Origin of the sequence: Rhizobium sp. L43 (assembly GCF_002531725.1) — a bacterium.
Classification (GTDB): domain Bacteria; phylum Pseudomonadota; class Alphaproteobacteria; order Rhizobiales; family Rhizobiaceae; genus Rhizobium.
Map to the genome: position 1 here is coordinate 82,783 of NZ_NWSQ01000004.1, position 19,267 is coordinate 102,049.

20 protein-coding genes are annotated in these 19,267 nt (G+C 60.2%); 15 read left to right on the forward strand and 5 right to left on the reverse strand.

Annotation, left to right across the window (positions count from 1 at the left end; all coding sequences use genetic code 11):
- Positions 1-10 precede the first annotated feature (10 nt).
- Positions 11-541 carry a prepilin peptidase gene (locus CO667_RS05410; protein ID WP_097617430.1) on the reverse strand — a complete coding sequence of 177 codons (531 nt, stop codon included), beginning with the start codon at positions 539-541 and terminating at the stop codon, positions 11-13.
- Positions 542-799: 258 nt separating this feature from the next.
- Between CO667_RS05410 and CO667_RS05415 the strand changes: the two genes are divergently transcribed.
- From CO667_RS05415 to CO667_RS05480, 14 genes are all read left to right on the forward strand, one after another.
- On the forward strand, positions 800-1,003 hold the full coding sequence (locus CO667_RS05415; protein ID WP_097617431.1) for a hypothetical protein: 204 nt from the start codon (positions 800-802) through the stop codon (positions 1,001-1,003).
- Positions 1,004-1,100: 97 nt separating this feature from the next.
- Complete coding sequence (gene cpaB, locus CO667_RS05420) at positions 1,101-2,018, forward strand: Flp pilus assembly protein CpaB (RefSeq protein WP_097617432.1); 918 nt, start codon at positions 1,101-1,103, stop codon at positions 2,016-2,018.
- A gap of 59 nt (positions 2,019-2,077) precedes the next feature.
- Entirely contained in the window at positions 2,078-3,565 is a 1,488-nt protein-coding gene (locus CO667_RS05425; RefSeq protein WP_097617433.1) for a type II and III secretion system protein family protein, read from the forward strand.
- Complete coding sequence (locus tag CO667_RS05430) at positions 3,549-3,854, forward strand: hypothetical protein (protein ID WP_047616171.1); 306 nt, start codon at positions 3,549-3,551, stop codon at positions 3,852-3,854. The genes CO667_RS05425 and CO667_RS05430 overlap by 17 nt, the downstream gene beginning before the upstream one ends.
- Before the next feature lie 94 nt (positions 3,855-3,948).
- Positions 3,949-5,550, forward strand: a complete 1,602-nt coding sequence (locus tag CO667_RS05435) for a TadE/TadG family type IV pilus assembly protein (protein ID WP_097617434.1) — start codon at positions 3,949-3,951, stop codon at positions 5,548-5,550.
- Positions 5,547-6,026 (forward strand): TadE/TadG family type IV pilus assembly protein, encoded by a 480-nt coding sequence (locus CO667_RS05440; RefSeq protein ID WP_097617435.1) that lies wholly within the window; start codon positions 5,547-5,549, stop codon positions 6,024-6,026. The genes CO667_RS05435 and CO667_RS05440 overlap by 4 nt, the downstream gene beginning before the upstream one ends.
- Positions 6,020-6,643, forward strand: coding sequence for a TadE/TadG family type IV pilus assembly protein (locus CO667_RS05445; protein WP_097617436.1), 624 nt, complete (start codon positions 6,020-6,022; stop codon positions 6,641-6,643). The genes CO667_RS05440 and CO667_RS05445 overlap by 7 nt, the downstream gene beginning before the upstream one ends.
- Before the next feature lie 28 nt (positions 6,644-6,671).
- Entirely contained in the window at positions 6,672-7,814 is a 1,143-nt protein-coding gene (locus CO667_RS05450; protein ID WP_097617437.1) for a pilus assembly protein, read from the forward strand.
- Positions 7,811-8,383 carry a L,D-transpeptidase gene (locus tag CO667_RS05455; RefSeq protein WP_097617438.1) on the forward strand — a complete coding sequence of 191 codons (573 nt, stop codon included), beginning with the start codon at positions 7,811-7,813 and terminating at the stop codon, positions 8,381-8,383. The genes CO667_RS05450 and CO667_RS05455 overlap by 4 nt, the downstream gene beginning before the upstream one ends.
- A gap of 18 nt (positions 8,384-8,401) precedes the next feature.
- Positions 8,402-9,844 carry a CpaF family protein gene (locus tag CO667_RS05460; protein ID WP_097617439.1) on the forward strand — a complete coding sequence of 481 codons (1,443 nt, stop codon included), beginning with the start codon at positions 8,402-8,404 and terminating at the stop codon, positions 9,842-9,844.
- Complete coding sequence (locus tag CO667_RS05465) at positions 9,841-10,794, forward strand: type II secretion system F family protein (protein WP_097617440.1); 954 nt, start codon at positions 9,841-9,843, stop codon at positions 10,792-10,794. Before CO667_RS05460 ends, CO667_RS05465 begins: the two co-directional genes overlap by 4 nt.
- Before the next feature lie 7 nt (positions 10,795-10,801).
- A complete protein-coding gene (locus tag CO667_RS05470) occupies positions 10,802-11,746 on the forward strand; it encodes a type II secretion system F family protein (protein ID WP_097617441.1) in 945 nt (314 codons plus the stop codon).
- A 15-nt stretch (positions 11,747-11,761) separates the two neighbouring features.
- Entirely contained in the window at positions 11,762-13,066 is a 1,305-nt protein-coding gene (locus CO667_RS05475; RefSeq protein ID WP_097617442.1) for an AAA family ATPase, read from the forward strand.
- 61 nt (positions 13,067-13,127) lie between these two features.
- A complete protein-coding gene (locus tag CO667_RS05480; RefSeq protein WP_097617443.1) occupies positions 13,128-13,697 on the forward strand; it encodes a hypothetical protein in 570 nt (189 codons plus the stop codon).
- 114 nt (positions 13,698-13,811) lie between these two features.
- On the opposite strand, the gene CO667_RS05485 is transcribed toward CO667_RS05480, so the two are convergent.
- A complete protein-coding gene (locus CO667_RS05485; RefSeq protein WP_097617696.1) occupies positions 13,812-14,336 on the reverse strand; it encodes a tetratricopeptide repeat protein in 525 nt (174 codons plus the stop codon).
- A 256-nt stretch (positions 14,337-14,592) separates the two neighbouring features.
- On the opposite strand from CO667_RS05485, the gene CO667_RS05490 reads away from it, so the two are divergent.
- Complete coding sequence (locus CO667_RS05490; RefSeq protein WP_097617697.1) at positions 14,593-15,093, forward strand: hypothetical protein; 501 nt, start codon at positions 14,593-14,595, stop codon at positions 15,091-15,093.
- Between the two features lie 60 nt (positions 15,094-15,153).
- Here CO667_RS05490 and CO667_RS05495 read toward each other — a convergent pair whose 3' ends face one another.
- From CO667_RS05495 to CO667_RS05505, 3 genes are read right to left on the reverse strand one after another with little or no spacing between them, the layout of a single operon-like run.
- Positions 15,154-16,638: a glycosyltransferase family 39 protein gene (locus tag CO667_RS05495; RefSeq protein WP_097617444.1), complete on the reverse strand. Its 1,485-nt coding sequence runs from the start codon at positions 16,636-16,638 to the stop codon at positions 15,154-15,156.
- Positions 16,639-18,138, reverse strand: a complete 1,500-nt coding sequence (locus tag CO667_RS05500; protein ID WP_097617698.1) for a glycosyltransferase family 39 protein — start codon at positions 18,136-18,138, stop codon at positions 16,639-16,641.
- A 12-nt stretch (positions 18,139-18,150) separates the two neighbouring features.
- The gene (locus CO667_RS05505) at positions 18,151-19,167 is read right to left on the reverse strand and encodes a glycosyltransferase family 2 protein (protein ID WP_097617445.1); all 1,017 of its coding nucleotides are present in this window, start codon (positions 19,165-19,167) and stop codon (positions 18,151-18,153) included.
- Positions 19,168-19,267 lie beyond the last annotated feature (100 nt).

A 19,267-nucleotide genomic window follows, 5' to 3' on the forward strand; every position in this document is an offset into this window, starting at 1 on the left:
CGACGCCGCATCACTGCAGCTGCTGTCGGATGATGGGCAAAGCCAAGGTGAGGAGCGCGGCGAAAACCATGACGACGCCGTAAGGTACCTTTCGGCTTGCCCGGATTTCCTCGACGCGCATGAAAAAGGCGAGATGTGCGACGGGCAGCGGCACCGGCAGCCGCAGGACCAGGAGCGTCACGATGCCGAGCACGAGGAGCAAAAACGAAAACGGCAGCATTCCGTGCCATCCGATAAAAAGGCCGATCGGCAGGAAAAGCTTGGCGTCTCCTGCGCCAAACAGCCGGAACGCCCAGAGCGCCACCCCAAGGGCGAACATCAGCAGGCCAGCCCCGAGGTCGCCGCCAATTCCGCTCGAAGCAAACAGCGCAGCGCCGACATCCTGTGAGCCAAGTATCACGGCGACCGTGCGCAATGCATAAAGTGCAACGAGCGCGAGCACGATCGCGTTGGGGATCTTCCATGTGCGGAAATCGGTCCAGGCGGCGTAGAGAAAAAGAAATACCGAAAGCGAACTAATAACATCGATCATTTGCGGCATGGTATTCACCCTTTTGGGCTATTATAGCCTGATTTGCAAGTTGTTCTACAGTAAATCCAGACGACTGAGTCAGTTTTTACGAATAGGCACCGGGACTTTGGTCTTAACCATAAAGTATAGATGTCGAGAGCCTGCGTATAAAACGATTGACTAAATTAGAGTTAAGAGATTACTAATAGTCCCAGTCGAAGAGGCGGTCTCGACGACAAGGCGGCCGGGGGGAATACGGCGCACAACTTATCTGGGAGGAAATTCTCGATGAAAGCCTTTGTAAATAGCGTACGCGCTTTCGCGCGGGAAGAAGATGGCGTCGCACTGACCGAATACCTCATTCTGCTTGCCTTGCTGGTTGGCGGCGTCATCGGGGCGGTGACATTGGCCGGCACCAATCTGGCTACCGTTTGGAACGGCTGGGCAGGCTGGTTTACGAACAACCTGACCGCCCCGGCCCCAGCAGCCTGATTTTGGCGTTGCGAATAAGAGGGGGGTTTGTTAACCCCTCTCTTCTAAATTAGCATCAATGAATGGATTCGCTCCATCCAGTGTACGAGTAACCGCGATGCGTTCTTCAACGATTTTAAGTCTCGTTATTGCGTTTGTGCTCGCAGCAGCAGCCGTTTTCGGCATGCGCGAGTATCTCTCCGATCAGAAGGCCCGGCTGCTGGCGATGAACGGCATCAAGGCCGAGGAACGGACACTCGTCGTCGCCGCCAAGCCGATGCGCTTCGGCGACCGGATCCGATCCGAAAATCTCAGAGCCATTCCGTGGCCCTCCAATGAAACACCCGCAGGTTCGTTCGTCAGCATCGAGATGGTCGTCGGCAACGATGCCCAGCCGCGCTATGCCATGGCGGCGATCGATCCCGGCGAGCCGGTGCTATCCTCGAAAATCACCGGTGCCGGCGAACGCGCCACGCTGTCGGCGGCGCTCGACCAGGGCATGAAGGCGGTTTCTATCCGCGTCAACGACGTGCTCGGCGTTGCCGGCTTCGTCAGGCCTTCCGATCGCGTCGACGTGCTTCTGACACGGGTGGTGCGCGGGACGGCAGGCAACGATCAGACCTTCGTCGACGTGCTGCTGCAAGGCGTCAAGGTGCTGGCGGTGGACCAGACGGCAGACGAGCGCAAGGACGAGCCATCCGTCGTGAAAACCGTGACCTTTGAGGTCACGACCGATGAGGCGCAGCGCCTTACCCTCGGCTCCAGTGTCGGCACGCTCTCGCTGGCGCTTCGCAATATTGCCTCTTCCTCTGTCGAGCAAACCCGGCCGATCACCGTCGCCGACCTCGGTGGTGGGGCGATGGCGGCGGAACTCGGCAAGGATTTGGAAAAGATTGAGTTGCCAGAAGCTGAAAAACAAGTGCAGATTGTGGATCCGAAGGTCGAACCGGTGTTGTCGGTCGAGCCGAAGTGGGTAACAGTAGGGGTCTGGAACACGACGAAGCGCGAGGAGCACCGAGTCGGCCTGGTCCAGTGATGTTGTTTATGCGGCCTGCCGCGGGTAGCGGCCGGCCGAAGGAGGGGGCTAAAGCAGGCATGGCGAACGGCAAGAGACGAATCGCAGGGACGAAAAGCCTTGCGGCATTGGCGGCAGTGTTTTCGGCCTGTGTGTGTTTGGGCCCCGGATTTGCCGGCTGCGCCAACGCACAGGAAAAGTCGGTCACCTTAGGCAAATCGGTCCAGCATGTGACCCTGCCTCCGAACGAGACGCTGACGCTCAATACCGGCCAGCCCTTCGGCGATCTGGTCATCGGCAGCGCCGATTTGATCGACGTGGTGCCGCTTTCCGACCGGTCGCTGTTCATCCGCGGCAAGAAGACCGGCGCCACCAATATCTCGGTCTATGGCGATGACAAGGCGCTTCTCGGCGTCATCGACATCCGCGTTGCCAACGATTTCACCGAAGTCACCTCCGCCATTCGCTCCGCCGCGCCCTCGGCCCGGGTCAGGGTGATCAACTCCAACGATCGCATTCGCCTGACGGGCACTGTCCGTGACAGCATCGAATTACAGCGGGTGATGGAAGTCGCCCAGTCCTATTCCGACCAACCGGTGCTGAACCAGCTGCGCGTCAGCGACAGCCAGCAGGTGATGCTGGAAGTCCGTGTCATCGAAGCCTCACGCCAGACGGGTCGTGACCTCGGGATTGGTTGGTCCGGGCACGGCAACAACGGCATCGGCAAGGCAACGACCAGCCAGGGTATCACCGTGGACGATAACGGCAACCTGGCCCGTAGCCTCCTTGACCCCAAGGGTGCGGCAACGGGTATGCTGCCCTTCGGCCAGTTGATCGCCAAGGTGCTGGAAATCTCCGGCGGTCGCATCGACGTGGTCATCAACGCGCTCGAGCAGAAGGGATTGGTGCGTCGCCTGGCTCAGCCGAACCTCATCGCCATGAGCGGCTCGACCGCCAGCTTCCATGCCGGCGGTGAAGTGCCGATCCTGAAGACGACGAACAACGGCACGACGGTCGCTACCGAGACGGACTATCGCCCCTTCGGCGTGCGGCTGACCTTCAAGCCGGTGGTGCTTGACGACGGCGTCATCAATCTGGAGATCGAGCCGGAGGTTTCCGAGCTTGATCCATCGATCAACGTCAACGGCAATCCGGGTTTCATCTCACGCGCTGCCAGCACCACGGTCGCACTTCGCGACGGCCAGAGCTTTGCCATGGCGGGCCTGCTGCAGTCGATCAATGCCAAAGACATCCAGCAACTGCCGGGTCTCGGGCAGATACCGATCCTCGGCGCACTGTTCCGTTCGACGAGTTTCCAGAAGAAGGAATCCGACCTCGTCATCGTCGTCACCCCGCACATCGTGCGACCGGCTCGCCCGGGCGAGGATCTCTACAGTCCGCTCGACCAGACGCGTTCGTCCAATGACGCCGAGCTTTTCGCGCTCGGTGTCCTGGAAGTCGACAAGGACATGCTCCGACGCTTTCGCAATGGCGTAGGTGTGACTGGGCCCTATGGCCATCGTCTCGACCTGAACCAGGGAGTCCAAGCCGTTGCTACAAAACGCTAAGCGCGTCCTTCTCGTCCTTGCAGCCGCCGGCCTCGCTTCCGGCTGTGCCGACTACATGAACCATCGCGATACGATCACCTTCGGGGCCGGCAACGCCATGGAAGCAAACAAGGCCATCCATACCGAGGACCCGTTCCCGCCGGAGGCCCAGCGAACCCGAATCGCAAGCGACGGCAAGGTAATCCGCAGGGCGGTCACTCAGTATCAGAACGGCGGGGTGGGCGTTATTCAGCCGTCGCCGGCCATGGAGGCCAATGGGGCGTCCAGTGGGGCCACCGTCAGCCAGTAGCTGATCGAAAGGCATGAACGGCGGCAGCGCGCCGGAAGGGGAAATGCACGAAACAGGGTCGTCACGGCGATAGCGCCGCGATGGGGGTATGCCAATGCTGAGCAGGGTTATCAGACGGTTCTGGAACGATCATCGTGGCTATGTCATCGCCTTGACGCTCATCGCCATGCCAATGCTTCTCGGCTTTTCGCTGCTGATCATCGATGTCGGCCGCAGCAGCAACCTGCATACCGATCTCCAGAACGCGGTCGATGCGATGGCGCTGGCCGGAGCCCGCGAACTCGATGGCCGCGATGATGCCATTTCCAGGGCGCAGACGGCGATCGAGAAAATCGCCAATAGCGCGGCTTTTTCCGGGGGCGGGGCCGGCATGTCGCTTGGCTCGCATATTACCGTGGCCTACGACGCCGGCAACGATGCCGGGAGCACCGTCACCGTGCTTTTTCTGAAGAGCATCCCTGCCAACGACGACACGCCCATCCCGTCTTCGATGCAAACGACCACGGCCAGCGAAGCGTCCTACGCCTGGGTCATCGCCAAGCCGCAGGCGATGACGACGATCTTTCCGATCCCGGTTGGCTTCACCCGCGATACGATCAACATCTCTGCCGACGCCGTGGCGGTATACCACGCCAGCGCCTGCGACGTGACGCCGATCTTTATCTGCAATCCGTTCGAGCCGGCGGGCAACACCAGTGAAAGCGCCAGCGAAGTTGCGGCTGCGGCCCTGCACACCAATTTTGCGGCCGGCAATCTCTACGGGCGACAGATCGAGCTTCACAGCACCTCGGCGTCCAATCCCGGTCCCGGCAATTTCGGGTTCCTGCGCACCCCCTTGGGCAATGGTGCCTCCGTGCTGGCGGAGGCTCTTGCCACCGGCAATCCCGGTACCTGCTACACACAGGACAGCCTCGATACGGAGACCGGCGCAAAGGCGGGACCGGTCGAGGACGGCGTGAATACGCGCTTCGGCTATTACTCCTCGTCGTTCAACAAGGCGAACGGCGATTATCGCTACCGACCGGCCCAAAACACACGCTCCGCCCAGACGATCACCGGCAAGGGAAAGAAGGGCTGCGATACCTACGATCCGGTCACGGTCGGAGCCGTTGTCGGCGATGCCACCAAGGCTTTGCCGCTCGGCTACGGAGCGTCCATGACCTCGCTTGCCGGCGGCAAGATCAGCAGCAGCAACAATTGGCAGTACATGACATATTGGAATGTCGCGCAGGGAACGGCCGCGCCCTCGGTGAGCACGGTCCTCGGCAGTCACTCCAGTTATCCCCCGCCGACCGGAACACCAAACCAACCCTCCGCCTACGATGTCTATCGTTACGAGCTGACAAACGCGGCTCTCATCAGCCATGCCTCGGCCAATGGTGAGACCGGAACACCGGCAACCGGTGGCCAGTGCTATACCGGCCCGGACCTTTCGAACTATACGGCGGCCGAATATGGTGATCGCCGCGAGATCTTCTCAGCCATCGTCAATTGCGGCTATGAAGCCTCGGTCGGCCATCTGAACGGTCACAAAGCCACGCGCGCCGTGGCCTTTGCGCGCATGTTCCTGACCAAACCGGCGATAAAGGATGCCGGCGAACGATACCTTTCCCTGGAGATGATCGACATCACCGGCAAGGGTGGTCGCGGTACGCTGGACGAATTCCTGCGGGAAGAAGCGGAGCTGGTCAGATGATGGCGCTCCGCAACTTTATCCGGCATCGGCTTTGCCTCGGCTTCTGGCGGCGGGAGGAAGGCGCGGTGCTTGCCGAAGCGCTGCTCGCCATCCCCTTTGTGACGCTCTTTGCGGCGGGGATACTGGAGTTTGGCAGCATCTTCTGGGAGCGTATGCAGATCGACGCAGGCTTGCGCGATGCGGGCCGTTACCTCTCGCGATGCCGGCCGGTGTCGGGAACCTATGTGCCGACATGCAATCAGGCGACTGCGAAGACGATCGCCTTTTACGGAACGCAAACACCTGCGGCAGGCGCTATACCCCGCGTCCCCGACTGGAAGGACCCTTCCGACATCACCATTAGTGCACCCGATGCGGATGGGAACATCACCATCTCAACTGCTCATCTCTACAAGAGCTCGCCGGTGTTCGGTTTTCTCGGAATCGGTGCCATCACGATCAGTTCCTTCCACGAAGAGAGATACATCGGATGGTGACCTCTAGGGCGATCAAGACCTTCTTGCAGGATAGCAGTGGTGCCAGCCTTGTCGAAGCATTGCTGACCTTTCCGATCGTCATGCTGGTATTCGCCGCCTTCATCGAGTTCGGCTATGCCATGTCGCAGTGGAATCAGACGGTCAAGGCACTGCAATATGGTGCCCGTTTGGCCGCCGTATCCGATCCGGTGACAACGAATTTCGATGCCGTTTTCCCGGTCGGAGCTGCCGATCCGCTCAACAACGGCAAAGCGGCGCCGAACGATGCCACGATATCCTCGACCTGCGGACCGGCTCTTGCCAACTGCACAGCGGCGTTGAACCGGATCGTCCTGGGAAGCGACGGCGTTTGCAACGCGGGAACCGATCCCCACCCCGGCATTTGCGATCTCAATTGGCGCATCACGCCGGATAAGCTGATGGTCACCTATCAGCGATCGGGGCTCGGCTATTGGGGCCGGCCGGACGGGCCTGTGCTGACGATGCGGCTGGAGGTGCGCAATATCACCTTCGATTTGCCGATCCTCGGCGGGCTGTTGGGACTGAACGACGTCACCATCCCGGCCCATCCGGTGACGATCACGACGGAAGATCTAAAGACGTGCTCCACCTGCTGACTCCTTAAATTATGCGTAGGAAAGCGAAATGACAGCTCACATGAACATTGCCGCATCCACCAAGATCCTGGTTCTCTCCGACGACGCGGCTGCAGCGAGCTTCATGCTCGATACGTTCGGGTCGCTTTCGCGTTACGATGTCCGCCATCTCTCGATGAAGGCGCTGGGAGAAAAGGGCCGGTTCGATCCGACGCAATTCAACCTGATCGTTCTCGACGTTGACAACGGGAATTTGCTGCAGCAGCCGGAGCTTTTCGCCTTTCGCGCCAGCTATCGGGACATTCCGCTCGTCGTCGTTTCCGAAGACCTGCCGGATGACATGCTACGGCTGCTTTTCCGCCTGAACGGCAATGACTGGCTGAAGAAGCCGCTCGAGCGCCGCGCCCTGATCGACATGATTTCGACCCATGCGCCGGGCACCGGGGCCAGCGACAGCCGGGTGCATGCCGTGGTCTCAGCCGTCGGTGGCGCGGGCGCCAGCATGATCGCTTCGTCGCTTGCGCATGTGCTGGCCCAGCCGACCAAGAATTCCACGCCGCGGATCGACTTGTTCGACACGGATTTCTGCTCCGGAGCGCTTGGCTATTATCTCAACCTCGTCAACGACTACGACTTGAAACCCGTCATCGCCAATCCTTCCCGGGTCGATCTGGAATTCATCGATCTGGTGCGAAAGCGTCATTCGGGCGGCTTTTCGCTGCTGTCCTTCAAGCAGCCATCCGTTCTTATGGCGCCGAAGGGCCGTGAACTCGTGCTGCGTATGCTCGATGTGGCCGCCTTCGAGAGCGACCACACGATCATCGACATTCCCTATTATGACACGCCGTGGAAATACGAAGTGCTCACTTCGGTCAACAGCATCTGCATCGTCACCGAAATGACGGTCCCTGCGCTTTCTCAGGCCAAGGATTTGTTTGCCAATCTGGTCCGGCTGCGCGGCAGTTCGGATCAGATATTCATCGTCATCAACAAATACCGCTCCAAGCTTTTCGGCCTCGGCCTGCGCCGACAACAAACGGAAAAGATCTTCAAGGAGATCCCGACGCAAGTCATTGCGGATGACTGGGATACTCTGAGCGAGGCGGTCAACCGCGGCGTACTGCCATTTCAAGTGAATTCCCGGGCGCGCTTCTGCGGCGCGGTCGGTAAGCTTGGAGCACTGGTGCGATGAAGGCGATCGACAGTGGGCGCATAAGGTCCCGCGCCGTTAATGTCGGTCTTGCGGTTTTGGCAATTCTGGCCGTTGCCGGCGATGCCGCGGCAGCCGGGCTTGTGCCGCGAAGCCTTGGGCCGACGACAGCCGCCGTGGTGACGATCGAAAAAAGCTACGCGGCTGGGACAATCGTCATCGTCAGCGGCAATCGTACGCTGGATCTCGTCATCTCCGAAGGACGCGCGATCCGTTACAAAATCGGGGTTGGACGAGACGGATTTCGCTGGAGCGGTACCGTCAAGGTTGGACGCAAGGCAGAGTGGCCTGACTGGCGCCCGCCTGCCGAGATGAAGGCGCGCGCAGCCGGGCTTCCGGACCTGGTGCCGGCCGGGCCGCTCAATCCATTGGGTGCTCGCGGGATCTATCTCTACAAGGGCGGGACCGACACGCTCTACCGCATTCATGGAACGAACGAGCAGTCGACGGTCGGCGGTTTCGCGTCATCGGGCTGTTTTCGCATGAGCAATGCCGACGTCATCGATCTCTATGCGAGGGTGAAAGTCGGTTCCACGGTCATTGTAAAATAAGAGTTCGGGGTGGGAAACATGGCGAACGGTATCATCGGGCGTTTCTACAAGCAGCGGGGGGAAAGCCGGGAAGATCTGGAGGCGGCCGAACTGTCTTTGGTCGGCGCAGTTGAGAACATGCCTGCCCAACCTTCCGACAGCGCCACTGCGAGCGGCGAAGAGGCTGCGCTCGGGCCGGACATGGTTTCCGAGCGGGTCAATCTGCACCGCTACCTGCTCGATCGCATCAACCTCGGGATCCTCGACACACTCGACAACGAGGAGATCGCCACCGAGATCCGGCCGTTGGTCAAGGACTATATCCGGAACAACAACTTTCCGCTGAATGCCAAGGAAATCAATGATCTGATCCGCGATATCACCGATGAGATGCTCGGGCTGGGACCGATCGAGCCGTTGCTGGCCGACGACACAATCGCGGATATTCTCATCAACGGTTACAACAGCGTCTATGTCGAGCGGAGCGGCAAGCTCGAGGGTACCGCCGTCCGGTTCAAAGACGAGGACCACCTGCTTCGGGTGATCAACAAGATCGTCTCGGCGGTGGGCCGCCGTGTCGACGAGTCGACGCCGATGGTTGACGCCCGCCTCAAGGATGGCTCGCGTGTCAACGTCGCCATCCGGCCGATCTCGGTCGATGGACCGCTCGTTTCCATCCGCAAATTCACGCGCAAGCCGCTGACGATGGAGCGCCTGGTGCAATATGGCGCCATGGCCGATGCGATGCGCATCCTTCTCAGCGCCGCGGTCAAGGGCAAGGTGTCCATGGTCATTTCAGGCGGCACCGGTTCCGGCAAGACCACCTTGCTGAACGCTCTCTCGTCGCAGATTTCGCCAAAGGAGCGCCTGATCACCATCGAGGATGCGGCCGAGCTTCAACTGCAACAGCCACATGTCGGGCGTCTGGAAACCCGGCCGCCGACGCTCGACGGACGCAACGAGATCCGGCAACGCGAACTTTTGAAAAACGCCCTGCGCATGCGTCCCGACCGCATCATCGTCGGCGAAGTGCGCGGCGACGAGGCGTTCGACATGCTGCAGGCGATGAACACCGGTCACGAGGGGTCGATGACGACCATTCACGCCAACACGCCGCGCGACGCTGTCGGCCGGCTTGAGCAGATGGTCGGCATGGCAGGGATGCCGATGTCGCAGTTGAGCATTCGCTCGCAGATCTCGTCCGCCATCACCATGATCGTGCAGGTCCAGCGCCTGAGCGACGGCAGCCGCAAGATCGTCTCGATTTCCGAGATCACCGGCATGGAGGGCGAAGTCGTGCAGATGCAGGAGATTATGAAATTCAAGAAAATCGGCACCGATGAAGGCGGGCGGATCCATGGGGAATTCCGCGCCACCGGCATCCGGCCGCGGTTCGTCGAGGAATTTGCCGAACTCGGGATCGAGATCCCTGTGGCGATTTTTGATCCCGGCAAACCGCTGCAAACGGGATCTGTTCAATGACCCTCACTCTGCTTTACGCCGCCGTTTTCACCGCCGCCCTTGTCGCTGTCGAAGCGATCATGCGCAACTACTTCAAGAGCTCCGAACGACACCGCGCCGTGAACCATCGGCTGAGCTTGCTCGAGGTCAGCGACGATCATCGCAAGACCTATAGCGATATGCTGAAGGAGCGCGGTGCCGGCGGCGGTTGGCGGCAAACCCCCATCACGCAGCGGCTGCTACAGTTCTACGCCCAGTCCGGAATCAAGTTCGATGCCAGGCGATTTGCTCTCTTCGCGATCGCGGGCGCCCTTTTGACGTGGCTGGCCGCGGGGTTCCTCGTGCCCAGCACTCTGTTCAGGATCCCCGTCTTTCTCCTGATCTGTCTCCTCATCCCTGCGCTCGTCGTCTGGCGCGCCCGGGCGCGCCGCATGCGGAAGTTCGAACTGAAGCTTCCTGAAGCGCTCGATGTCGCCAATCGCAGCTTGGCCGCCGGCCACCCGCTGCCGGCGGCGATTTCTTTGGTGGCACGCGAGATGCCCGATCCGATCGGCACCGAGTTCGGCCTCCTCTCGGATGAGCTCACCTACGGCGTGACGCTGGACGATGCCCTCGTCAACTTGGCCGACCGGGTCGGCGTCGAGGATCTGAACCTGCTTGCAATATCGCTGAGCGTGCAGGCCGGAACCGGCGGAAACCTCGTGGAGATCCTGCAGAACCTTTCGAAGACGCTGCGCGACCGGTATATGCTGAAGGCAAAGGTCAAGGCGATTTCCTCGGAAGGACGCATCACGGCGATCTTCATGTCGGGGTATCCGTTCCTGCTCTACGCGATGATCAAGACCTTGTCGCCGACCTACTTCGATCCCGTTTGGGATAGCGGCCACGGAACCATGGTGGTGAGCGTGCTGCTGGCCGTCATGGCGATCGGGAATGTCATTCTCTACAAGATGGTCAACTTCGAGTACTGAGGCTGTTATGTCGAGTGAGTATGGAATTTATCTCATCGTCTTCTTTGCAGTGCTGATCTTTTCCGCAGCAGCATCGGAATTGTTTTTCCGACAGCGCGAGGTCTCGGTCCGGGTGTCGAAGAGCTCGGCGGCATCAGGCGACGAGTTCCATCTTGGCGATACGACGATTGCCGATCTCGGCGAGGCGGAAAACCGCCTGATCCGTCGCTATTTCGAAATTACGCGACGTGACACCAATGTGAACTCTACCCAGAACCGGCTGATCCGGGCGGGGTATTTCGCTGCCGGCGCCGTGACCACCTTCCAGGTGGTTCGCGCGGTGATCTGTATCGGCATGCTGGTCGCAGCGGTCTGGGCCTTAAACCGGTTCGCGCCTGATATGTCGCAGGTGGTGACGCTGATCCTTGGCATGTTTGCTGCGGGGTCGACCTTTATTTTGGTCAACATCTATATCGACCGGCGTGGCGCCGCCAAGGAGAGGGAGTACCGCCGCCTCTTTCCCGATTTCATGGATATGCTGATCGTCTGCCTCGATGCGGGCATGAGCATCGAGGCGGCGGCGAACCGTGTTGCCCGGGAATTCGTTGCCAAGCAGCAGGACTTCGGCCTGCATCTCTCGATCATGATGCTGGAAGTGCGGGGCGGCCGGCGCTTGCGTGAGGCGCTCGCCAACCTTGCCATCCGCCTGAGGATTGACGAAGCCCGGGCCCTGTCCGTTCTGTTCCGCCAATCGGAAGAACTCGGGACCAGCGTAACGCAGACGCTGCGGGTCTACTGCAAGGAAATGCGCGACCTCCGTATCGTGCGCGCGGAGGAAAAGGCGAACGCCCTGCCGGTCAAGATGCTGCTGCCGCTCGGCGCGTTCCTTTTCCCGGTAAGCCTCGTCATCGTTCTTGTACCCGTTGTTATGCGTGTCGTCAGTCTTCTCATCGGCATGAAACCCGGCGGTTGAGCCAAGCGAGGTCGTATGCAGTATTCGCTCGAACAGAATCGTAACGAGGCCATCATTTCCCTCGATCCGCGTATGCCGATGGCACCGGCAAGCATCGAACAGGCCGGACTGGATCCGTCGTTCCTGCTTCGGCTGGCGTCAAAATGCGCGGCCGAGCAGGATACGACCACGGCATCTCATCTGGCCGACCGGATGAAATTGCCGAAAGTGATCGTCAATATCCTGATCAAGGAGCTCGTGAAACTCGCCTATCTCGAGGCGCGCGGCTTGGCTGGTGAGGATGTGCGATCCGATATTCGGTATGCGCTTTCCATGAAGGGGTTCGAATATGCCCACGCGGCGTCGCGTCAAAGCCAATATGTCGGCCCGGCGCCGGTATCGCTGGACGCGTTCTGTCGGCAAGTCGGTTTGCAGTCCATCCATGACGAGCGCGTGACCCCGGAGCGGCTGAACGACAGCCTTGACGGGCTGGTGCTCTCGGATGTTTTGGTCGAAAAGCTCGGCCCTGCCATCAACTCCGGTCGCTCTATCCTGCTTTACGGACCACCCGGCAACGGAAAGACGAGCATCGCCGAGCGGACGTCGCAACTGTTTCGCCAAACGATCTGGGTGCCCTATGCCATCGAGGTCGGCGGCCATGTCATCAGTTTCTATGACGAAGCAGTGCATCACCCCGTATCGGAGACTGACACGGAATCCCATCCGAAAGCGGATCAACGATGGATCGAGTGCCGCCGTCCGGTGATCAAGACGGGCGGGGAATTGACCCTCGATCAGCTCGACCTCACCTTCAACGAAGGACCGAATGTCTACGAAGCGCCCATACACTTGAAGGCATCAGGCGGTGTTTTCATCATCGACGACTTCGGGCGTCAACAAGTGGCGCCGCAGGCGCTCATCAATCGCTGGATTGTGCCGCTCGAGCGTGGATATGACTTCCTGACGCTGCACACCGGCAAGAAGTTCAGGGTTCCCTTTGACGAATTGGTGGTGTTTTCGACGAATATCGCACCGAAGGACCTTTCCGACGAGGCGGGCTTGCGGCGACTCAAGTATAAGATCTTTGTGAACACGCCGTCGCGCGACGAATATATCAGAATTTTCAAATCCTATGCCAGCAGCACCGGATTGGCTGTCTGTGATCCAGACCTGAACCTGTTCTACGATCGCAAGTACAAAGGCGATGTGCTGGCATCTTGCTACCATCCGAAATATCTTCTGGATTTCGTCGGTTCCTACTGCGAGTTCAACGGCATAGCCGGAAACGCGTCGCTCGATATGCTCGAACGGGCGTGGGAAGGCGTGTTTACATCGGAATGATTGCGGACCTGGTACTGATCGCGGCCAACGCAGATTTGATGACTTACGGGGGAGTAAACGAATGACCAGCATCCCAAGTATCGAGGTCGAAGCAGACCGCGCAAAACCAAGCAAGACGCCAGCAATAGAGCCGAGAGGCTCAAAAAGCCCGTTGCTCGTCGGTTTGCTCCTGATGCTCCTGCCTGTGAATGCCGGTGTTCTCATCTATACCGCCAAAAACTCAGCGGATGTTCGCGAGAGCCGCGAGACCATTGCCGCGCTCAAAAGGTCTATCGATGGCCTGAGAGGGCAAATGGAAAAGCAGTCGGGCCACATCGCGGACAATGCCAAGGCCGACGACGTCGCCCTTATCCGCCAGGAGATGGATAGCCTGCAAAAGGCTGTTTTGTCGATGAACGAACGGATGCGCAGCGACACCAGCGTCACACGCATGGGGTCAGCCTTGGTCCTCAGCGCGCCCGGCAAGGAACCGGCACAATTTTTCGCACCCCGTGCCATGCCGGCGGAAACGCAAACTCCGGATAACACTCTGGCATCCATCGAAGCCGGGGGCATTTCAGTGAGTGACCTGCCGCGTTACGAACGAACACTCTCGCCGGAAGGTCAGCTCATCCTTCGCAAGGCACGGTAAACAACGACGCCACCGAAATCTCCAAAACCATCGCCGGACGCTGCCAGGGGGCGGCGCCGATGCGCGCAATGCGGCAAGGGCGCTCTCATCGACGCAGATCGCCGAAGGGGCCACCTATCCCCGCTGAGCGTAATTCACGCTGTTCTTCATCAATTCCAGATTGCGGGCAGTGACTTCGTTTCCGGGATCAAGCTCATAGGCTTTCAGGAAATACCGTCTGGCGGTGCGCAAGTCACCGCGTAACAGGTGAGAATATCCGATATTGTTGTAGTAGACCGGGGTGTTGCCGATCATTCGCGAGAGCTGCTGATAGGCGCGGTCTGATGTGTCGAAGCGGGCAACCATGTCGGCGGAGGCCGCCAAGCCTAGCCAAGCGGCCGGATCCTGCGGAAACACGTCAACCGCTCGCTTGTAAATGGCATAAGATTTTCCGTAGTTCTTTTCCTGGAACTGCAGCTTGCCGGTGGTGATCAACTCGTCGTTCTTATAGAAGGCGACGGCTGAGTCATCCTCGACGGTCTTTGCACTATCGCCATAAGCAGCAAGGCCATCAACGCCGGATGACTGGCAACCAGCTAAAATCGCTCCCGTCGCTATCAAAAGCGCGATGCATTTAGTTCCAGCTCTGATCTGCAACATTGGCAATTTGATCCCCATCAGACACTCTTACCGAAGACTCGGATGCGTTCACCGGTAATCATCGTGAAAAAAAGCTAACAACTCAAGAATTTAAGCATATACTCACAAAAAAGCGAGAGAGGCGGTCTTCGCCGGAATGCGACAGTGTGATAAAAATGCCTACTATCCAAGGTAGGCATCACCTGCCTTGCGACTTCTTGAGTGGAAATCAATCAACATCGCCTATCCCCTTCTGAGGTTAAAGATGGAACGCCGCATGCGGATCGCTATTTCCACGCTGATGCGACTGGGGCCATCGCTGGCTTACGCGATAGCATCGATCTTCGTTCTCAGCATGCCGCTCCTGGAAAGCCACCCCTCAAGCGCCTTCGCCTGGTGGCTGTATATGACAATTCTTCCGGTCATGCGCGAGCCCATCTATCTGCTTTTGGCGGTACCCGGCGTTGGAGTTTGGAGCGCCACGGTCCTGTTGATGCTGGCATCGATTTTCGGGATTCGAGTGGCCATGCAGCCGCAAAGACACCGCCGCTCAGGATTCATCCATGCCCATATCGCGCTGATCGCGACCGGTCTAACCATGGTGCGGGGAGCCGTTGCGCAAGCCGGCCTTTCCGAGTTTGCGCTGCCTCAATTTCAACGGGGCGACTGGTCGTTCCTGCCGCTATCCCAACCGCTTGGGACCTTCCTTTTCATATCCGTGTTTTTGGCTTGCATCTGCAGCCATTTGATAGTCATCAAGCGTGCAATATCGGCGTGATAGTCCCCGCCGGAGGCGCGACAAGACGGACCTCGAGTTGCGGCAACGCACATGTCGCGCTCAGGGCTGCTGGTTGACCCAGGCATAGCCGAAACGATAGCGGTCGTCGCCGCGCCGGTAGAAATAGGGGGTGTCGATTACCAATGCCTCGGGTGCGGGCGCGCCGAGATTGGCCTGCAGCCATTCCGCCATATCAGGCGGCAGCGCTTCGCTGCCGCCCTTGGGGAGAAGCCACACCAGGAGAAGCGGGCGCCGGCCTGAAAGATCCGGGTGGAAGCCGGGATAATCCACCGAAAGGACCGGCACGCCGGGAATATCCTGCCTGAGGTTGCCGGCAAGCAGGCTGTCGCCGGCAAGGATCGCCGCCGGTTCGGCCTGTTGGCGCAGGGTTTCCAGCATCGTGGCATAGGGCCTGTTCAGCCGCTCGTAATGGCCGGTGAAACGTGCGGCTGCGACGCTGCCGTAAAGGGCTGCCGGCACGCCGATCATGATGATGGCGATGACGGCCATGAACCGCCGGAACGCTCGGCCGGTCACGACGCCCGCTGCCTCGATCTTCAGGCAGAAATAGAGCGGCAGGATGAAGAGCATCGGCACCAGCCAGCGATCCTTGATGCCGGCAGCGCCGCCGAAGACGATCAACAACAGAATGCCGACCAGGAAGACGAACATCATCCGCTCGAGCAGCCGCGTCCATTGCGAGCTCTCCGTCAGCGCCGGACGAAGGCCCTTGCCGAAGAGGATGGCGAATACCGCCACGGTCAATCCGGCAAAGCTGATGATGGCGAGAGCAAGCGAGCCGATACCCATGGCCACCTGCGCCGGATAGCTCGCATGGCCGCTCGCGGTCATCTTCTCCAGCGTGCGCGCGGTGGCGAAATCGAGATTGTCCTTCAGCCAGAAGAGATGCGGCAGGGTGATGATGAGCGCCACCGTCGCCGTCAGCACCAGCCGCCAATCGAAGATCCGCGGCCGCAGGCGGGCATCCGAAAGCGCGGCAATCAGGGCTGCCGCCGGCAGGATCGCGAAATTATATTTGGCAAGCAGGCCGAAGCCGATGCCGATGCCTGCTATCAGATAGGAGGCAAGGCTTGGCTGCTTCAAGCTGCGGATGAAGCCGTAGAGAAAGATGCTGGCCGAGAAGAACACCGCGACCGTATGCGTCAGGTCGCGCTGCATCTCGAAAGCCATCTGCGGGAGGGTCAGCAGCCCGAGGGTGGCGATCGCCACCAGCGCCTTGTCGCGCAGGATAAGGCGCGCGGTCAGGCCGTAGAGCAGGTAGGAAATGAACAGCAGAAGGTTCTTCACGAGCGAAAGCGCGGCAAGCGAGACGCCTGTAAACTGAAAGACGGTATATTGCAGCCAGTTGTAGAAGGGCGGCTGCGGGCCGTAGCCGGCGGCAAGCCATTGCGAGCGGAAGGCCTGTTCGGCTTCGTCGAGGTCGAGCGAATGTGAGGTTGCGAGCCGCACGCCGACCTGAAGCGCGAAATAGGCGGCCAGGAGAACGAAGATCCACCTGATGTCGCGAAGCTTGCTCTCGGTCATCTACTTGGTCCCCGGCTGCACCCAGGCGTAGCCGAGTGCGAAATTGTCGCCCTGGCGGCCGAAATAATAGGGAAGTGACAGCGAGCCGATCTCCTGCGCCGCAATGCCCGCGGCCGTCAGCGCCGATGAAAACCGATCCGGCATGACCGCGTCTGCAGCCGTCGCCGTCGTCTTGCCGCGCCAGACGATCAGCACTGGCCCCTTGGCCTCGGCATAGGCCGGAATGCCCGGTGCCGGAAAATCCGGGATCACCACCGGCACATCGGGAAATTGCAGCCGCATGTTGCCGCCGATATAGGTGTCGGAGGCGATCACCAGTGCCGGTTCCGCCTGTCGCGTCATCTCGCGCGAAAAACCCGCCATCGGCACATTCGGCCGGCTGTAAGTGCCGATCAGCCCGGCGCCGACGACGCGGAAGCTGAGTGCGATCAGCACACAGGCCATCAGCACCGGCACCACCGGCCGGAGGCGGCGCAATCCGGCCGAAAGGTCGATGCCGGCAGCCTGCATTTTCGCCAGGAAATAGATCGGCAGCACCAGCAGAAAGGGGTCGAGCCAGCGCTCACGCACCGTGGTGGAGCCGGTGAACAGCACGATGAGAGCGATGCCGGCAAGGCTTGTGAGCATCATCCGCTCCATCATTCCGGTCCAGCGGTTGCCGGCCGAAAGCGCCCGGACAAAATCCCGGCGGAAGGCGGCGGCGAAGATCGCCACCGGCAGCGCCGCAAAGGCGACGATGGCGATGAGAAAGGCGAGAAGACCCTTGCCGATCCGCACGATGCCGGCGGGTTCGTTGCCGGCGGCCATCTTGACCAGAGTATCGGAGGAGGCGAATGCGAGATTGTCTCGCAGCCAGATCGCATGCGGCAGGACGATAACGAGCGCAATGGCGACGGCGGCCAATATGCGCCAGTCGAACGCCCTGCGCCGCCATTCGGCATCGGGCAATATGGCGATCAAGGCGGCGACCGGCATCAGCGCGAAATTATATTTCGAGATCAGCCCGATGCCGGTCGCAAGCCCGAGCAGCAGGTAGCTCGCCATATCGGGCCGGTCGAGCGTGCGGAAGAAGCCGTAGAGAAACAGCGAGCTGGCAAAGAGCAGCGCCGTCGTGTGGGTCAGATCCTGCTGGGCCATGTAGGAGACCTGGGGCAGGGTGATCAGCGCCAGCATGGCGATGGCGGCAAGCATCTCGTCCTTCAGCGCGCGCCGCCCGGCAAGGCCATAAAAGAGATAGGATAGGAACAGCAGGATGTTCTTCGGAACGATCAGCGCGCCGATCGACATGCCCGTCAGCGAAACGACGGCATATTGCATCCAGTTGTAGAAGGGCGGCTGCGGGCCGTAGCCCGCCAGCAGATATTGCGAGAAGAAGGATTGCTCGGCCTCGTCGAGCTCCAGCGAATGCGGAAGTGCGATACGCAGGGCGATGTTGAGCACGAAATAGGCCGCAAGCAGCAGGCCCGCGGTTCTGATCGTCCTCGTTACGCGCTCCAGCATCATGCCGCCGGCTTAGGCTTGGCTTTGATCGTCGAAGATCTGCCGCACGATATAATTCGGAGAGGCGTCGTCGCGGTAATAGGTGCGCGCGATCATTTCCGCCAGGATGCCGGTGGTGATCATCTGCACCGACGACAGCAGCAGCACGACGCCGACCATCAGCATCGGGCGCGTTCCGATATCATTGCCCATGATGAACTTGTCGAAGCCGAGATAGATGAGGATCAGCATCGCGACCGCGCCGAGGCCAAGCCCCAGCGAGCCGAAGAAATGCCCCGGCCGCGCCTTGTAGCGCATGAAGAACATCACCGACAGCAGGTCGAGGATGACGCGGAAGGTGCGCGAAATGCCGTATTTCGATACGCCGTGCTCGCGGGCATGGTGAGTGACGGCCATCTCGCCGATGCGCGAGCTCGGGACGACGCCGGCTACCCAGGCGGGGATGAAGCGGTGCATTTCGCCCATCAGCTTGACCTGCTTGATGATCGAGGCACGGTAAATCTTCAGGCTGCAGCCGTAATCGTGCAGCTTGACGCCGGTGATGCGGCCGATCAGGTAGTTGGCGCACCAGGAGGGGATCTTGCGCAGGAACAGACCGTCCTTGCGGTTCTTGCGCCAGCCGACCAGCAGGTCGAGTTCGCGCCGTTCCAGTTCGGCGACCATCGCAGGAATGTCCTTCGGGTCGTTCTGCAGGTCGCCGTCCATCGTCGCGATCAGCCGGCCCTGGGCGGTGTCGATACCGGCCTGCATGGCGGCGGTCTGGCCGAAATTGCGCTGCAGCTCGACGATTCTGAGCGCCAGCCCGTCACGTCCGACGAATTTGCGGGCGTTGACGAGCGTCGCATCCGTGCTGCCGTCATCGACGAGGATCAGCTCCCAGCGATGGGGATAGGCGGCCATCGCAGCCACGACACGCTCGACGAGCGGGCCGACGCTTTCCTCTTCGTTGAAAATGGGCACGACCAGCGACAGCTCGAGCGATTGTACCGGATCATTCGTACCGCGAATGGGCTCTACCGTTGTCTGCAACTTTCATCTCCAAAAGGCCGGGCGGCCGAGCAATCTTACTGCCGCCGCCACGCTTGCGGAAGGCTAGTACATGAAGTGTCCGCCGGTTGCCAGCGGGCAA

Bases quoted from the DNA above. Each gene is read 5' to 3' on its own strand.
- cpaB (WP_097617432.1), top strand. From the start codon at position 1,101: ATGCGTTCTTCAACGATTTTAAGTCTCGTTATTGCGTTTGTGCTCGCA.
- CO667_RS05485 (WP_097617696.1), bottom strand. From the start codon at position 14,336: ATGTTGCAGATCAGAGCTGGAACTAAATGCATCGCGCTTTTGATAGCG.
- CO667_RS05495 (WP_097617444.1), bottom strand. From the start codon at position 16,638: ATGACCGAGAGCAAGCTTCGCGACATCAGGTGGATCTTCGTTCTCCTG.
- CO667_RS05480 (WP_097617443.1), top strand. From the start codon at position 13,128: ATGACCAGCATCCCAAGTATCGAGGTCGAAGCAGACCGCGCAAAACCA.
- CO667_RS05425 (WP_097617433.1), top strand. From the start codon at position 2,078: ATGGCGAACGGCAAGAGACGAATCGCAGGGACGAAAAGCCTTGCGGCA.
- CO667_RS05415 (WP_097617431.1), top strand. From the start codon at position 800: ATGAAAGCCTTTGTAAATAGCGTACGCGCTTTCGCGCGGGAAGAAGAT.
- CO667_RS05470 (WP_097617441.1), top strand. From the start codon at position 10,802: ATGTCGAGTGAGTATGGAATTTATCTCATCGTCTTCTTTGCAGTGCTG.
- CO667_RS05445 (WP_097617436.1), top strand. From the start codon at position 6,020: ATGGTGACCTCTAGGGCGATCAAGACCTTCTTGCAGGATAGCAGTGGT.
- CO667_RS05465 (WP_097617440.1), top strand. From the start codon at position 9,841: ATGACCCTCACTCTGCTTTACGCCGCCGTTTTCACCGCCGCCCTTGTC.
- CO667_RS05500 (WP_097617698.1), bottom strand. From the start codon at position 18,138: ATGCTGGAGCGCGTAACGAGGACGATCAGAACCGCGGGCCTGCTGCTT.
- CO667_RS05475 (WP_097617442.1), top strand. From the start codon at position 11,762: ATGCAGTATTCGCTCGAACAGAATCGTAACGAGGCCATCATTTCCCTC.
- CO667_RS05490 (WP_097617697.1), top strand. From the start codon at position 14,593: ATGCGGATCGCTATTTCCACGCTGATGCGACTGGGGCCATCGCTGGCT.
- CO667_RS05460 (WP_097617439.1), top strand. From the start codon at position 8,402: ATGGCGAACGGTATCATCGGGCGTTTCTACAAGCAGCGGGGGGAAAGC.
- CO667_RS05455 (WP_097617438.1), top strand. From the start codon at position 7,811: ATGAAGGCGATCGACAGTGGGCGCATAAGGTCCCGCGCCGTTAATGTC.
- CO667_RS05450 (WP_097617437.1), top strand. From the start codon at position 6,672: ATGACAGCTCACATGAACATTGCCGCATCCACCAAGATCCTGGTTCTC.
- CO667_RS05440 (WP_097617435.1), top strand. From the start codon at position 5,547: ATGATGGCGCTCCGCAACTTTATCCGGCATCGGCTTTGCCTCGGCTTC.
- CO667_RS05435 (WP_097617434.1), top strand. From the start codon at position 3,949: ATGCTGAGCAGGGTTATCAGACGGTTCTGGAACGATCATCGTGGCTAT.
- CO667_RS05410 (WP_097617430.1), bottom strand. From the start codon at position 541: ATGCCGCAAATGATCGATGTTATTAGTTCGCTTTCGGTATTTCTTTTT.